Consider the following 14,916-nt stretch of genomic DNA (forward strand, 5'->3'; position numbering starts at 1 on the left):
CATTGTGAAATTTCACAATGCGTTGCTGCCGCCGAAACGTTCGGCTTTGAGTTCCAAATATAAGGTTACTTTCTGCTCCATGCTGGTTAAGTCGATCCGGCCGATTTCAGCGATTCGCTTCAGCCGGTAATTCAGGGTATTCGCATGAACATGCAGGGCTTCGGCGGCTGTCTTCGCATTGCTGTCATGCGCCAAAAACACCTCCAGCGTGTGCACCAGCTCGCTGTGATGCTCCTGATCGTAGGCCCGCAGCCGGGCCAGTTGGCTGCCCGCGCGGCCATGCCGCTGAAGCTCCTCCCAGATTCGGGGAAGATACCGGTAATACCCGAGATCGCTATATATCACGAGATCTCCGGTCTCCTTGGGAAACCGCTGCTTCACCTCAAGCAGGAGCAGCGCTTCGCGGTAGCTGTCTTCCAGCCGTCCGTATTCGCTGTAGAGACATCCGCTGGCCAATCCTAGGAAATGCGGCGAAAAATAGGTGCGCAAATTCTGCTGAAGCAGCCCCAGCTGGCTGGCGACTCCATCCTTAGTATCCGCCGTTATCGGCGCAAATAACAAAATCAGCTGATTTTTATTGATGGCGTGCAGCACGATCCGGCTATAAGCGGAGAGGGGAGCGCATTTCTCCAGCGCCTGCCGCTGCCACGATTCCTTCACTTCGGCGGCAAACTGCAGGACGACCACATGGAATTGCGGAGGGAGTGCGATCCCGATCCGCTGAGCCTTATCCCGGATTAGGGTTTCGTTGGACAGATGCCCGGTCAGCAGCTGCCAGAAAAAATCGCGATGCGCCTCTTCCTCCTTATGGCGCTGCAGCTGCCATTGGGCCATTTTGGTGCGGGCGGCTTGGGCCGCCTTGGCGAATAACGCCATTTCCCGTTCTGAAAAAGGCCTCTCCGCCTCCAGCACCCAAATAAAGCCGACAACCCGGGAGCCCGAACGGATCGCCGTTGCAACGCGGCCGCTAAGCCCCACCTCTTGAATCGGAGCGACGCGAATCGGCGCTTCGCTCTCCAATAGGCGAGGCATAACGCCGTCCCGCCAGAGACTGCCAATGATCTGATCGGGCACCCGGCGCCCGACGATGGTGGCCAGCCGCGCCGCGTCGGTCTCTGGCTCGTGCGAGCTGTAGGCAACCAGCCGATGGTTGGCGTCTTCGATCGTGACCGGACGGCCCAGCACGTCGCTGATCTTCTCCGCGAGCAATTCCAGATTGTCGGAGTATGGCTCGAAAATATCGTCTTGATCTTGGCTCATAGGCGAGCGTCACCTCCGATGCGGTATGGTTTGTGAAGCCGCACTAGGATCATGCCGTTTTTTTGGGGTAGGAAGACAAACCCCGGCAGGAGCGGCTCAATTATACTTAATTTCAAGATGCTTCATGCTGATTATTGATTAGGAAAGAGGTATTCCACGATGACAACGATGCAATCGAGGGTCTCCACCCCTACCGGCTATCGGGAAACTTGGGCGGAAGTGTCGCTGGACGCCATCGCCCACAATACGGGGCTCTTCCGTAAGCAAATCGCCGAGGGCTGCCGGCTGATGGCCGTAGTCAAAGCGAACGGCTACGGACACGGAGCGGTGCAAGCGGCGCAAGCCGCCATCCATGCCGGCGCCGATTGTCTCGGCGTTGCCCTTGTTGATGAGGCGCTGCAGCTGCGAGCGGCCGGTATATCACAACCTATTCTAGTGCTCGGCTACACGCCACCGTTTGGCGTCGAAGCGGCGGTTCGGCAGGGCATCACCTTGACGTTGGATACCCAGGAAGTCCTGCAGGAGACGATCGCTTGCGCCAAAAAGCAAGGGTGCGCGGCGCGCATCACAGCTGACGCATGAAAATGTTTGTAGGTCTTGCGAATGGCTAAAATGCCGTTTTTACGGGGTATCCTATGAACTTTTCCGGAAAATATCCGGCTGTACGGCTGCATCACCACCTTCTCGTGATGTACTTTCTTCTTTGAGCGTACTTTTTTTCCTTATAATGGACAGACGTGTTGCGTCGCACTCTTGGATTCTTTATGCACATTTGCAGGTCATGAAGCAAAACGCAGGTACCTCTTCTGTTCCTGAAGTTCCCGCATCCGTACGAGGTCTAACCACGGACTCGCAATCGTTTCCCGCAGCAGCCGAAGAAATCCGCGAATGCCGAACTGAGAAGTTAATGCCGCCACAACTTCAACCAGTCCGGCCAGTTCATTCATCAAATGGGCCAGATGCATAAGGTAGTGGTATCCTCTCATCGCGTTCCAATCATAGGCGAAAACATGCTCGTACTGGTACCCTTGCCGTTTCTCTTGCAGGATGTCGTTCTCCAGTCCCCAGCGGCTCCGGGCCATCACGTTGCAACGCACATGCAGGTTGCGCTCATGGAGCGGTTCGCTGGAAAGCCAGGCATGGCGGGAGGTTTTCGTGACGATCTTGGCCTGCTCATCTGCTTCTTCCCACGTTTCTTCACAGACGACGACGTGTACGGTCTGCTTCAACCGTTCATTGGAGCCATAAACGTATTCGATGTCATTCGTATACCGGAATGTCTGGGCTCTCCCCTTCCAAGTGCGGGTGACGGTCTGCTCCGGATGGAGCTTCATGAGCGCATGTGCTTCCTTCCATACGCTCAGCAGCGAATCGTTCTGCAGCACGATCATAAATTCCCACCGGTTTTTGCGGCAAAGCGCCATCACCGGACCGTTGGCATACAAGCCATCCAGCAGAAGCGTCACGGGCAAGCGGGGAAACGCCGCTTTCAGTCGTGCCGCCAGCCGGTAAAACGCCTTTAATTCACAATCCTGTTTGCTGCTCCCTTCATCGACCGTGTTATCCAGAAATTCGCTCATCAGCGGCAACACCAACCCGCTGGGAAACACCAGCTTCGCTTCCAGCAGATACACATAGTATTCCGGCTCTTCTTTGCCGCCCGGTTTCCGGTGCAGTTGCTCTTCGGACAAACACGTTTGCGTCACCAATTTTTGTGTGCCGTCTACCGCGATCAGATATCGTTTCTTCACCAGATCGTTTCGAAACTTTTTGCTTCGGATGAGCCGCCGAAGCAGCTTCAGGTGCGCCTGCTCAATCTCCTGTACTTCGATCCGCTCCAGCAACCGGCACAGCGTATCGTGATGCGGCAAACTTTCCAGTTCGGGAAACAACGCCTTTAGATTCTCGTACAGCACAGGACGGCTCATCTCGCGTCCGGCTTCCCGCCGCGACGCATATTGAAACACAAACGCCAGTATCCCGTACAGCATCAGCACGGTGAGCTTGTGCTTGACTTTGTTGGGATGGCGCGGATCCTCGATCTTCCCCAGGTCATGCAGCAGCCCCGGCAGCAGTTGCCGGAATACGTTCAGGGTTCCCTCCACCGCCTGCTGTCTTCCCGCCTTTTCCTCTTCCGGCGTCTTCCATATGCTGTTGCGATTCGGAAGCGTTGCTTTACGCGGCATGGCTATGCCCTGCTTCTGCTGACGGACTCGGAGCATCTTCTGGCTTCTTCTTTTGGCTTTGCGGCGTAACTGGGCTGCGGACACCGGTTTACTCATCCCGCTCACCCCCGGATACGGGCAGCGAACACAGCTGCGCTCGAAAATCCCGCCGCAGCGGATAGACAAAGATGCGTTTCCGGCTTAGCGCATGCTCGTGTGTTCGGTCCATGCGCCCCCGTCCGGCGGTAAGACCAAGATCGATCCAATTGGCCGCCCGGTAACACGTCCCTGCGTAATGCGCCGTGTCCACGAATGTCTCCAGCAGTACGGGTGCATAGCCGTATCGCTCCTGCCAATCGACGACGATTTGGCATGATGCTATCGCCAGCGCTTTGCTCGCCAGGTTCTTGATCTTCACCCATGGAAAGATGAGAAACCGAGTATTGTTCACGACCAGATGCAAACGCTGGCTGCGGTCTTCCCTGCTCCAGCCAATCCAGTTGTCGCGTTCAGCCAAGGCCCATGCCGACGCAGAAAACAGCAGACATCCGAGCCGACGCTTCGGTTCGGCGCTTGACCAGATAAAGTAGCGCTGATGGGCGCCAAACGGGCGTTTGTAGCCCAGCATGTGGTAACGTTCAATGAAACTGTTCCAAAGGCGAACATCGGCTTGGTCTTGAACGGGTTCCAAAGCGATTGGGGCATATTGAGATACAGTGCCGGAAAGAACTGCTTGCTCCTGAAGTTCATCACTTTGCGCGAAAGGAACATAAGGATTACGAACGACCGTCTTCCGCTTTGCCGGAAGAACAATCTCACCCTTGGCTTCCAACTTCTCAAGCAATGCCATACAGGCATCTCGCTTATACTTTCCGTTAGGAGCGAACCATTCAAGCCCCTCACAGATGGTATGTGCCAACTCTGTTCGGGTTAAGTGCTTGAACCGGCGTACGATGTACTTGATATCTTCCAACTCTTGCTTGGTAAATATCCGTCCAGCTAACAGCTCCGAGTCCTGAGTCATAAAGATTTCGCCCCCCCCCACAGGTTCCCACACTATTATCGCATAGTGTTTTTGCCTTGTCCAGCACGGGATTGCGAAAAAGTTTTTTCGACGATCTATGAAAACCCGCGTCAAATGTTACATCTCAGTTTCATGCGTCAGTACTGGGCGCGCATCCACTTGAAGGTGGATACCGGGATGTCCCGAATCGGCTTATCTACCACCCGGGCGGTGATTGAGCTCGCTGAACTTGCGGCAGCCGCTGCGCCCTTCGTCATCCTTGAAGGCGTGTTTACCCATTTCGCTGATGCGGATGGACCTGACCCGGCGTATACGTTGGAGCAATTCGCCCGGTTCCAGGCTTGCCTCGATGCCCTTGAGGCCCACGGCCTGCATGTGCCGATCAAGCACTGCTGCAATAGTGCCGCCACGATGCGGTTCCCGCAAATGCACCTGGATCTGGTTCGCATCGGGATCGCACTCTACGGGCTATATCCTTCGCCGCAGCTGCGTTTGCCGGAATATCCTTTGCAGCAGGCGATGCAGCTCAAGACGAAAATCGCTTCGCTGCGGCGGATCAAGCCGGGCCAAACCGTCGGCTACGGCCGGACGTACCGGGCAGCCGAGGAGCGGCTGATCGCCACCGTGCCCATCGGATACGCCGACGGGCTGTCGCGGACGCTCTCAAACCGAGGGTTTGCGCTCGTTCGCGGGCATCGGGTTCCGATCATCGGCCGAGTTTGCATGGACCAGACGATGTTGGATGTCACCGATGTAGAGAGCGTCCAAGCGGGAGAGGAGGTCATCCTCTTCGGCGGAACGGGCGAAGCGGCGTCGATATCGATTGACGAGGTCGCCGATTGGATTGGAACAATCAACTATGAGGTCGTTTGTCAGCTCGGAGTCCGAGTTCCGCGCGTTTACCCTCAAAACTTAAATATGTAAGATTAGGTATCATGCTTATGGCATCATAATCCAAGGTGCCGGTTTTCGTAAAGAGGGTTTTTGCGGTATTTTCCGTAAAAACCTCTTTTATGTCATATATCTTAACGTTGCGTGCGGGAAGGTTTCAAGTAGAGTGGGAATGATCCGGATTACTCCTTGCGCGGCTTACATGATCCGGTCTAGAATTGGGGCATGAGTTCCTTTATTTAAAATCCAAACATCGCAGGAGCGTGAGAGGATGAAGTACAGAAGGTACGGAACGACCGGCAAGCAGGTGTCGGAAATCGGCTTTGGCGCTTGGCAGCTCGGCAACAAGCAGGATTGGGCAGCGATGGAGGATGATGAGGCCATTCGCCTCGTACATGAGGCGTTGGACCTTGGCGTGAATTTTTTTGATACCGCTCCCAATTACGGTCAAGGCAAAAGCGAGGTCTTACTCGGCAAAGCGCTGGAACGAAAACGGGATAAAGCGGTCATCAATACGAAGTTCGGTCATTCCCCGGAAGGGACCGATTATTCCGCATCTCAGATCCGCAATTCGGTGGAACGCAGCCTGACGCGGCTGCAAACCGATTATTTGGACTCCGTATTGATCCACAACCCGCCGTTTGATGTTCTGGACGGCAAATACGGCCACTATCAGGTGCTGGAGGATCTGAAAGCGGAAGGGAAAATCCTGGCGTACGGCGTGTCCGTCGATTCCAGCCGTGAGATGTTGGAGGCGCTGGAGCATTCCCGGCTTGGCGTAATGGAAGTGATGTTTAACATCTTTTATCAGGAAACGGCGCAGGCGTTCCAGGCGGCGAAGGAGAAGGATGTCGCGCTCATTATTAAGGTGCCGCTGGATTCCGGCTGGTTGTCAGGCAAATACGACGGCAACAGCTTGTTCTCCGGCGTTCGCAGCCGCTGGTCTCCGGAAGTGATTCAGACCCGCGCGAAGCTGGTGGAGCAAATTCGCTTCCTGGAAGATGAGCAAACGACGATGACGATGGCGGCGCTGCGCTTTATTTTGGCGTATCCCGAGGTGACGACGGTGATTCCCGGTGTCCGAAACAGCGCCCAGCTCCGTGAAAATGTGGCTGCAAGTGACGCGGCCCTGCCGGACGAATCGCTGCGAAAACTGCAAGAGCTTTGGGAACGGGACATCCGGTATAAATCGCTGGGCTGGTAAGTACAAATGAAATTTATGGTGCAGGATAAGGCATTTTATCGCAGCTTCTTCAGACTGACTCTGGTAATTGCTTTGCAAAACATCATTTCCTTTGGCGTCAACTTATCGGACAATATCATGCTTGGCGGTTACAGCGAATCGGCCTTATCCGGAGTAGCTCTGGCCAACCAGATCCAGTTCCTGCTGCAAATGCTCGTGCTGGGCGTAGGGGAGGGCGTCGTCATCCTGTCGTCACGGGCATGGGGCGCGCGGGACATGGGGACCATCAAGCGGGTGGCCAGCATCGGGATGCGCCTGGCGCTGCTACTAGCGTTGCTGCTGTGGCTGGCGGTGTTCTTGTTCCCGCACGGATGCCTGTCTTTATTCACCAACGAGGACAGCGTCATCGCTGAAGGGGCCAAATATTTACGGATTATCGGCTTCTCCTATCTCTTTTTTGCGGCAACCAATCTGCTGCTGGCTTCCCTGCGCAGCGTGGAAACGGTCAGAGTTGGATTTATCCTCTCCGTATCGACATTACTGATCAACGTCTGCCTGAACTATTTGCTGATTTACGGGCATTTTGGCTTTCCGGCTTGGGGCGTGCGCGGCTCGGCCGCAGCGACGTTAACGGCCCGGATCATCGAGCTGGCCATCGTGGTGGGATATCTCAAGCGGGTGGATCGCAAAATCCGGTTCGCGCTGCGGGACTTCTTCCAATTTGACCGGGGCACGTTCAAGCAATACCTTAGCGTGGGCTCCCCAATCCTGATGTCTAATGCCCTCTGGGGGCTGGCCATGGCGGTACAGTCCGGGATCTTGGGGCATATGGGGGAAGCAGCGATCGCCGCGAACAGCATCGCCACGACGGTCTTCCAAATCGTGTCGGTCGTCACGTACGCTTCGGCCAGTGCAACGGCCGTCATCATCGGGAAGACGATTGGCGCCGGACATCCGGAGAAGATCAAGCCATACGCCCAAACGCTGCAGGTGCTTTATGTGATCATCGGTTTGGGGACGGGGGCGGTGCTCTTCTTGATCAAAGACATGGTACTGGGATTTTATGCCATATCCCCGGCATCGAAGGATCTGGCCCTGCAGTTTATGACGGTGCTCTCCATTACGGCGGTAGGCACGGCTTACCAAATGCCGGCGCTGACGGGAATTGTGCGCAGCGGGGGAGATACGAAATTTGTGTTGTACAACGATTTTATCTTCATGTGGCTGATCGTGTTGCCTTCCGCCTTTCTATGCGCTGCGGTGTTGGGGTTATCGCCGCTGCTGACGTTTATCTGTCTTAAATCCGATCAGATTCTGAAATGCTTGGTGGCGATCGTGAAGGTGAATCGCTATCGGTGGATTCGGACGTTTGGAAACCCGGAGCCTCGAGCATAAACTCCACATAACAAAGAAAGGACCGCGATCGTCCGGCTGCTGCCGGACCCATGCGGTCCTTTCTTTTTTCATATCATGCGGGTTATTTCGATTGGGCGCCCAGCACCGGCTGGTATCCGGCCGGAATGTACGTGACGGCCTTCACCTCGGAAATGACCTGAGGATAAAATTGTCCTGGCTGAGGCTCTACGACGCGATAGTCGATGATCGCCTTGCCGTCTTTAAAGGAGATATTCGACACTTCCAGGCCGTAGCCCGGATGCGGCGCCATCGCCGTGATCTTCACTTTCGTCACGTCACTGGTGATTTTGTCTGTGCTCACTCCAAAATCGTACAGGCCGGGAATCGGGTTCACAATCGGCTCATTGTCTTTGATAAATTGCAGCGTCCGGTCAAGCATGCCTGCGGCTTCACTGCGGGAGATCGGTTGCTTCGGTCCGAAGTTGCCCTTCTTATCCAGGGTGACGATTTTGGCTTTCAGAAGCGCTTGAATGCTGTTCATATAGTCTTTGTTGATTTGCTTCTCATCATTGATGGACAAATATTGCATCGTAAACGCGTATTCGCCCTTCGTGCTCAGCGCTTTGAACAGCCAGTGGCTGAATTGCTCCTTCGTCACTTTGGCGGCCGGGTTGATGTCCTTCGGAATGTCCAGCCCGTAGTAGTTCGCGATCACGAAGGCTTCGGAATACCAAGCGTTATCTTTCACCTTGGTGTAATAGTTGCTGGCTTTTGGCAATTGGATGAACCGGACCGTATCGAAGTTCAGGTCCAGCGTTTTCACGATCAGAGAGACGGCTGCAGCACCCGTCAGCTTCTGGGCCGGGTAGTAACGACCGTGAAGGCCGCCTTTAATGATCCCCAGCTTCTCCAGGCGTTCGATCGCCTTCTGCTCCTTGTCGCCTTTAATGTCGCTGAAAGCTGAGGCCGTACCGCCAAACATCATCGTGAACGCGATGACCATTAGCAGCGTCAGCTTTGAAAGTTTAGAGAAAGAGAAAGTTCTTTTCGGTTTCATTCGCAAAATCCCTCCTGGAAACAGTAGTGAGTTAAACGCATCCGATCCGCCGGCTGCTCTGCTCTTGCGCAGCGTCCGGCGAGGCTTTGGGTATCATTTCCCTCCTTCCGGATTCAGTTTGGTTTAACCCTTTGACGCAGGAAGGGCTGCAGATGTTTCAAAGAATCTCCCATTTTTTGCGAACAGTCTCAGTTAATCAGTCCCGCATAACGCAGCCCTTGACGGATACCGCCCTCATCCACGGCAGCCGTGACATAATCGGCATAAGGCAGCAGCTCCGGATAGGAATTGCCCATGGCGATCCCCAAACCTACTTCCTGCAGCATTTCCTTATCATTCAAACCGTCCCCGAAGGCTACAGCAGCGGACAGGGGGATGCCGAGACGCTCCAGCATGGCTGCGATGCCTACCGCCTTGGAGCCGCCGCGGAGCGTCACATCCATCGCTTTCGGGTGCCAACGGATCAGACGCAAGTCCTCGAATTGCCCATCGTACAGCGCTTCGTCCTGCTCCTCACAATGCAGAAAGGCTTGATACACCGGGGATTTGCTCCAAAATTCCGGATCGAATCCCGGATGCTCGACCTTCAGGGAATTAATGGATTCCACGACAAAGGGGTGAGCCTCGGTATTGGCGCAGTAGCGTTCATGCCCCTGAAACACCAGCGGATGCTGATGACGTCCGGCCAGCTCGACGAGCTTCCGGAGACTTTGCGCGGGCAGGGGCCGCTGGAGCAGCGGCTCGCCCCGGTAGACGACGTAAGCGCCGTTCAGACTGACGAAGGATTCGATGCCCAGCAGCTTGGCGATCGGTTCAAAAAAATACGGCGCCCGCCCGGTCGCAATGACCGGCTCGATACCGTTTGCTTTTAATTCAGCGATGGCCTGGATTGTATCCTGAGGGACTTGCTTGTCCTCGTTCAGCAGCGTGCCGTCGAGATCAAAGAAGACGATTTTGTAGTTGTTGTTCATCTGTATGGCTCCTATCCGTTCGTTTTTTTTATCTTCATCTATAAAAATAGTGTACCATGGGCACGCAAACTGGTCATACTTCTCCTTCCTCTTGTATAGAAAGCGTTGTCAAGCTATACTGTGAGCGATGGCCCGGCAACTGCTACAGTTCAGCCGGACGGTAAAATTAGACCCTATTGTGGAGAGAGGAAGAGGTCAATGCCGGTTATCGACAAGCCTTTGGACGAGTTACGCAAGTACAAAGGAATGAACCCGAAGCTGCCGGATTTCGACGCTTATTGGGAGGTCGCGCTGCGGGAAATGCGCGCGGTTGATCCGCAGGTGCGATTGGAAAAGGCCGAATATCAGCTGCCGGGTGTGGAATGTTATCATCTTTATTTTACCGGGGTAAAGGGAGCCCGCATCCATGCGCAATACGTGCGTCCGGCTAAATCGGATGGCCCGGCGCCGGCCGTGATCCTGTTCCACGGTTATTCCGGGAATGCCGGGGACTGGACCGAGAAGCTGGGGTACGCCTCGCTGGGCTTCCATGTCTTTGCGATGGACTGCCGCGGCCAAGGCGGCAAATCGGAGGATGTCGGCGGAACGATCGGCAATACGCTGCAAGGCCACATCATCCGCGGGGTAGACGGGGATCCGCAAAATATGTTGTTCCGCCATATTTTCCTGGATGCCGTGCAATTGACGGGGATCGCGATGGATATGCCGGAGATCGACGAGAATCGCGTTGGCGTTACCGGTTGGTCGCAAGGCGGCGGGATCACGTTAGCTTGCGCAGCGCTGGAGCCGCGGGTTCGCCGGGCTGCTCCAGTTTATCCGTTCCTCTCCGATTACCGCCGGGTATGGGAGATGGATTTGGCCAAAAACGCATACGAGGAGCTGCGTTTGTATTTCCGCCGCTTCGATCCGCAGCATGAGCGGGAGGAGGAGCTGTTTGCCAAGCTAGGCTACATTGACGTGCACCATCTGGCCAGCCGCATTCAAGCCGAAGTGCTGATGGGCGTTGGATTGATGGACGAGATTTGCCCGCCGTCCACGCAATTTGCCGCATACAACGCGATTACTTCGCCGAAGAAGCTGGAAATCTACCCGGATTTCGGTCATGAAGGGCTGCCGGGAATGCACGATAAGATCGTTCAGTTTATGCTTGGGATGTAATGTAAGTCTGCCGTGAAAAAAAGCAGGCACACAGGCCGACGGATAGGCAGAAAGGAGCGGTGTTCGTGACAGGCACGTTATTTATCAACGGGAGAATCCAAACGTTGGAGCAGAGCGGACTCTCCGAGAAAGAAGCGGATGCGATATACGTGGAGAATGGGCGCATTCGCGCCATCGGGAGGACGGCAGAGCTCAAGCTGCAGCTGGCGGGCCGGGCGGTGCGTACCGTCGACTGGGAAGGGGCCGTGGTGCTCCCCGGCTTAACCGACTCGCATATGCACCTGTCCATGCACGGCATGAAGCTCGCCATGCTTGATTTCAGCGGCGTCACTTCGAAGGAGGAGATGCTGCGCCTCGTGCGGGAGCGCGCTGCCGTGACGCCGCCCGGCGAGTGGATTCTCGGCTTGAATTGGGACGAGAATCGGTTCGTGCCTGCCGCTGCGCCAACGCTGGAGGAGCTGGATGCGGCCAGCGACCGCCATCCGATCTTCCTGACGCGCACCTGCTTCCATGCGTATCTGGCCAACTCCGAGGCGTTTCGCCGCGCGGGGATTACGGCGGATACGCCGGATCCGGAAGCTGGCGCTTACGGCAGAGACGAGGACGGCCGCTTAAACGGCTGGGTGTATGAGGAGGCGTCGGTGCCGTTCACCCGGGCGCAGCCCGAACCGGACTACGCCGCGAAGAAGGACGCCATCCGCCGCGCCTGGCTCGACGCGCTGCGCCTTGGGCTCACAGCTGCCCATACCGAGGACCTGCGGTTTCTAGGCAGCATCGAGACGATGCGGCGGATTTGCCGCGAGCTGCGCGAGGAAGGGATCGCCTTCCGCACCCACCAGCTGCTGTACTATCCGTTCCTGGAGGAGGCGGAAGAGCTTGGGGTGCGGGCCGGCGACGGCGATGACTGGCTGCGTATCGGTGCGGTGAAGCTGTTCGCCGACGGAGCGATCGGCGGCCGCACCGCGCTGCTAAAGCAGCCGTACAGCGATGCGCCGCACACCCGGGGCATGGCGATCCATCCGGAGGAGCGGCTCGCCGAGATCGTGCGCGAGGCGCGGCGGCAGGGCTTCCCGATCGCCGTGCACGCGATCGGCGACGGCGGCGCCGATCTCACGCTGCGCGCGATGGAGGCGCAGCCGCTGATCTCCGGCAGCCGGCTCCCGGACCGGCTGATCCATGCGCAGGTGCTGGACGCCGGGCTCGTCCAGCGCATGGCCGCGCTGCCGCTCGCGGCGGATATCCAGCCGCGGTTCGTGGCCAGCGACTTCCCCTGGGTGCTGGAGCGGGTGGGGGAAGGGCGTACGGAGTACCTGTACGCCTGGAAGAAGCTGCTGGCGGCCGGAATCGCCTGCGCCGGCGGCAGCGACGCGCCAATTGAGCCGCTCAGCCCGTTCCTCGGGCTGCATGCGGCGGTGACCCGGCGGGCGCCGGGGGAGACGCACGAGGGCTATCTGCCCGAGGAGAAGCTCTCGACGGCGGAAGCCTTGGCGCTCTTTACCCGCGGCAGTGCACAGGCCGCCGGGGAAGCGGAGGAGCGCGGGGAGATCGCCGTGGGGAAAGCCGGGGATTTTACGGTCATCGACCGGGAGATCGAAGGCGATCCCGAGCAGCTTCTCCAAGTCCAGGTGCGGATGACCATCGTCAACGGGGAGATCGGTTACCGGGCGCCATAGACTTGCACGGTGAAGCCGGAGGTCATGTCCAGCAACTTGTTCCGCTGTTGAGCCTTCCCACTCCCCTCTCGCGCCTAACATATATGAAAAATCGAATACAATTTAACGATTTGGGCGGATTTAAGGGAATCTATATGATATTTCATATACATTTGCTCATTTCCGAGAGAAACAGCCTAAATCTATATGAAAAACCGAATAGATTCCCTTTTTTTCTTCGTTGGCACCATTTTATATATGAAATTTCGAATAGATTTCCGATATGACCTAAAGAAGCCGTCCCAGGGAGCTTGAACTCCCGGGACGGCTTTCTTTGTTGTGCTCGAGCATGGTGCCTGAACATCCTTACACCGTGAAGCCGGAGGTCATGTCCTGCAGCTTCTTCGCCATCGCGGCCAGCTGGTCGGCGGTGCCGTCGATTTCGTTCATCGTGGCGAGCTGCTGCTGGATGCTGCTACTAATCTGCTCCGTGCCTCCGGCGATCTCTTCGGTCGCGATCGCGATGCTGCTGATCGCTTTCTCCATCTCCCGGGTGCTCTGCGCCTGCCGATCGTTATCCTCATCGATGCGGGCGATCTGGCCGATGATTTCTTGCACGCTGCCCAGAATATGATCGATACTGCGCTTTGCCTCCGCCGCTTTTTCCACGCCTTCTTGCACCTTGCCGGCCGCTTCATTGGCCGAGGCTACGGCTTCCGCCGACTTCAACTGGTTGTCGGCAACCACATCGGCGATCTCTTGAGCGGCGATCCGACTCTCATCGGCCAGCTTGCGAATTTCATCGGCCACGACGGAAAATCCTCTGCCGGCTTCCCCGGCGCGGGCCGCTTCAATCGCGGCATTCAGCGCCAGCAGATTGGTTTGGGCAGAGATGCCGGCGATCAGCTCGGTCATGTTGGCGATGCGCTCGGATGAATCGTTAAGCTGGCGGATCGTTGACGTAACGAGGCGGGTTGACGACTCGATATCGGTAATGGCCTCTTCGATCTCTGTAATTTTCATCGCCCCGTTGGCTGCGGCTTCGCCGACGATTTTACTCTTCTCCGCTGTATGTTTGCTGGCGATGGCCGTGGATTCGGAGAACCGGGCCATATCGGTTAAGCTGGCGGACGTTTCCTCCGCGACAGCGGCATTCTCCGAGGTGCCGGAAGCGATCTGCTGTACCGTGGCGGAGATGTTTTCCAGTGAAGCGGTGGTTTCTCCCGTTGCCCGGCTCAGCAACTGACTGGCGGAATACATCGTGCCGCTGGAGGCGATGATTTCCCCGATGATCGTTTGCAGCTTGGCCATAAAGGCGTCAAAGCTTTGGCTGAGCACGCCGAGCTCATCCTTGCTGCGATAACCGATTCGCCCGGTTAAATCGCCGTTGCTGTCGGCAATCTCCTTCAGCTTGGCGGTTACTTTTTCAATCGGATGGACGACGGCGCGAATAATAAACAATGCCAGAACGACAGTGACGGCGGCGGAAATGGCCAGCAGGATCAACATGGTGATCCAGGTGGAACGGTAGACCGCTTTGCTGTCTTCATAGGTTTGCCGCGCTTCATTGATATGTTCATTGATCCAGCCGTCCATCGCGTCGATCAATTCGGCTTTCGCCGTATCCAAGGCGGTCATTTCTGCTGGAGGTCCGCCGGGTTCCCCTGCCGGTTCGGCGGCTGGGTCTGCCCCCGCCGCAACCCCTGTTGCATCCCCTGCTTCAGCACCCGCTTCAGCGGCCTCCTCCGTTGCAGGCGCGTTCGCCCCTGGGCCTCCTGGACCGGTCATGCCGTTCTGGTACGTCGTCAGGAAGTTGTCCAACGCCTCAGTATATGCTGCGTATGTAGTCAATACATTGCTTACAGTCGCTTGGTCAGTTTCATCGTTATATTCGGACAAGCTTGCCTCGATCTTCGTTAAGGTTGCGGTGATTTCCTCCTTCAGCGAAGCGCGTTCTTCGTCATCGGAGGCGTTCATGTAGCTGTTGGCCGAGGTGCTCGCCGCAATCATGCTCGATTTCAGCTCCTCCAGCTTCACGATCGGCACGAGCCGTTCGTTATTCAGTTCCTCCAGCTTGTCGTTAACGTTGGAAATTTCCCGAAGACCCACGACACCGATGATAAGGAGAAACGCAAACAGGCAATACGCCAGCAAGCGGATTTTTAGCGCAATCTTCATGTCTTGGATGAGTTTCACGTG

The 14,916-nt window shown here is 56.5% G+C and carries 12 protein-coding genes; 6 read left to right on the forward strand and 6 right to left on the reverse strand.

Features of this window, described 5'->3' with window-relative positions; translation table 11 throughout:
- Positions 1–12: 12 nt before the first annotated feature.
- Positions 13–1,260 (reverse strand): PucR family transcriptional regulator, encoded by a 1,248-nt coding sequence (locus tag ACL02P_RS22595; RefSeq protein WP_412838123.1) that lies wholly within the window; start codon positions 1,258–1,260, stop codon positions 13–15.
- A gap of 159 nt (positions 1,261–1,419) precedes the next feature.
- On the opposite strand from ACL02P_RS22595, the gene ACL02P_RS22600 reads away from it, so the two are divergent.
- Positions 1,420–1,842, forward strand: a complete 423-nt coding sequence (locus ACL02P_RS22600; protein ID WP_412838124.1) for an alanine racemase — start codon at positions 1,420–1,422, stop codon at positions 1,840–1,842.
- A 197-nt stretch (positions 1,843–2,039) separates the two neighbouring features.
- On the opposite strand, the gene ACL02P_RS22605 is transcribed toward ACL02P_RS22600, so the two are convergent.
- Positions 2,040–3,542 carry a transposase family protein gene (locus tag ACL02P_RS22605; RefSeq protein WP_412836758.1) on the reverse strand — a complete coding sequence of 501 codons (1,503 nt, stop codon included), beginning with the start codon at positions 3,540–3,542 and terminating at the stop codon, positions 2,040–2,042.
- Positions 3,535–4,449 (reverse strand): DUF4338 domain-containing protein, encoded by a 915-nt coding sequence (locus ACL02P_RS22610; protein ID WP_412836711.1) that lies wholly within the window; start codon positions 4,447–4,449, stop codon positions 3,535–3,537. The genes ACL02P_RS22605 and ACL02P_RS22610 overlap by 8 nt, the downstream gene beginning before the upstream one ends.
- A gap of 132 nt (positions 4,450–4,581) precedes the next feature.
- Between ACL02P_RS22610 and alr the strand changes: the two genes are divergently transcribed.
- The 3 genes from alr to ACL02P_RS22625 all read left to right on the forward strand — a co-directional run bounded on the left by alr (position 4,582) and on the right by ACL02P_RS22625 (position 7,918).
- Positions 4,582–5,373, forward strand: a complete 792-nt coding sequence (gene alr / locus ACL02P_RS22615; protein ID WP_412838277.1) for an alanine racemase — start codon at positions 4,582–4,584, stop codon at positions 5,371–5,373.
- Positions 5,374–5,611: 238 nt separating this feature from the next.
- A complete protein-coding gene (locus ACL02P_RS22620; protein WP_412838125.1) occupies positions 5,612–6,544 on the forward strand; it encodes an aldo/keto reductase in 933 nt (310 codons plus the stop codon).
- 6 nt (positions 6,545–6,550) lie between these two features.
- Positions 6,551–7,918: an MATE family efflux transporter gene (locus tag ACL02P_RS22625; protein WP_412838126.1), complete on the forward strand. Its 1,368-nt coding sequence runs from the start codon at positions 6,551–6,553 to the stop codon at positions 7,916–7,918.
- A gap of 82 nt (positions 7,919–8,000) precedes the next feature.
- On the opposite strand, the gene ACL02P_RS22630 is transcribed toward ACL02P_RS22625, so the two are convergent.
- On the reverse strand, positions 8,001–8,936 hold the full coding sequence (locus ACL02P_RS22630) for an S-layer homology domain-containing protein (protein ID WP_260069757.1): 936 nt from the start codon (positions 8,934–8,936) through the stop codon (positions 8,001–8,003).
- Positions 8,937–9,124: 188 nt separating this feature from the next.
- The gene (locus ACL02P_RS22635) at positions 9,125–9,907 is read right to left on the reverse strand and encodes a Cof-type HAD-IIB family hydrolase (RefSeq protein WP_009224627.1); all 783 of its coding nucleotides are present in this window, start codon (positions 9,905–9,907) and stop codon (positions 9,125–9,127) included.
- A gap of 198 nt (positions 9,908–10,105) precedes the next feature.
- Here ACL02P_RS22635 and ACL02P_RS22640 point away from each other — a divergent pair, with 198 nt between their 5' ends.
- Together ACL02P_RS22640 and ACL02P_RS22645 are read left to right on the forward strand one after the other, a co-directional pair.
- Positions 10,106–11,065: an alpha/beta fold hydrolase gene (locus ACL02P_RS22640; protein ID WP_009224628.1), complete on the forward strand. Its 960-nt coding sequence runs from the start codon at positions 10,106–10,108 to the stop codon at positions 11,063–11,065.
- Positions 11,066–11,130: 65 nt separating this feature from the next.
- Entirely contained in the window at positions 11,131–12,738 is a 1,608-nt protein-coding gene (locus ACL02P_RS22645; protein WP_412838127.1) for an amidohydrolase, read from the forward strand.
- A 345-nt stretch (positions 12,739–13,083) separates the two neighbouring features.
- On the opposite strand, the gene ACL02P_RS22650 is transcribed toward ACL02P_RS22645, so the two are convergent.
- The gene (locus ACL02P_RS22650; RefSeq protein ID WP_009224631.1) at positions 13,084–14,913 is read right to left on the reverse strand and encodes a methyl-accepting chemotaxis protein; all 1,830 of its coding nucleotides are present in this window, start codon (positions 14,911–14,913) and stop codon (positions 13,084–13,086) included.
- Positions 14,914–14,916: the final 3 nt, after the last annotated feature.

The sequence above is a fragment of the Paenibacillus sp. MB22_1 genome, assembly GCF_047200555.1.
Taxonomy (GTDB): Bacteria; Bacillota; Bacilli; order Paenibacillales; family Paenibacillaceae; genus Fontibacillus; species Fontibacillus phoenicis.

Excerpts from the sequence above, each read along its gene's own strand:
- ACL02P_RS22595 (WP_412838123.1), bottom strand. The coding sequence starts at position 1,260 with ATGAGCCAAGATCAAGACGATATTTTCGAGCCATACTCCGACAATCTG.
- ACL02P_RS22600 (WP_412838124.1), top strand. The coding sequence starts at position 1,420 with ATGACAACGATGCAATCGAGGGTCTCCACCCCTACCGGCTATCGGGAA.
- ACL02P_RS22605 (WP_412836758.1), bottom strand. The coding sequence starts at position 3,542 with ATGAGTAAACCGGTGTCCGCAGCCCAGTTACGCCGCAAAGCCAAAAGA.
- ACL02P_RS22610 (WP_412836711.1), bottom strand. The coding sequence starts at position 4,449 with ATGACTCAGGACTCGGAGCTGTTAGCTGGACGGATATTTACCAAGCAA.
- alr (WP_412838277.1), top strand. The coding sequence starts at position 4,582 with ATGCGTCAGTACTGGGCGCGCATCCACTTGAAGGTGGATACCGGGATG.
- ACL02P_RS22620 (WP_412838125.1), top strand. The coding sequence starts at position 5,612 with ATGAAGTACAGAAGGTACGGAACGACCGGCAAGCAGGTGTCGGAAATC.
- ACL02P_RS22625 (WP_412838126.1), top strand. The coding sequence starts at position 6,551 with ATGAAATTTATGGTGCAGGATAAGGCATTTTATCGCAGCTTCTTCAGA.
- ACL02P_RS22630 (WP_260069757.1), bottom strand. The coding sequence starts at position 8,936 with ATGAAACCGAAAAGAACTTTCTCTTTCTCTAAACTTTCAAAGCTGACG.
- ACL02P_RS22635 (WP_009224627.1), bottom strand. The coding sequence starts at position 9,907 with ATGAACAACAACTACAAAATCGTCTTCTTTGATCTCGACGGCACGCTG.
- ACL02P_RS22640 (WP_009224628.1), top strand. The coding sequence starts at position 10,106 with ATGCCGGTTATCGACAAGCCTTTGGACGAGTTACGCAAGTACAAAGGA.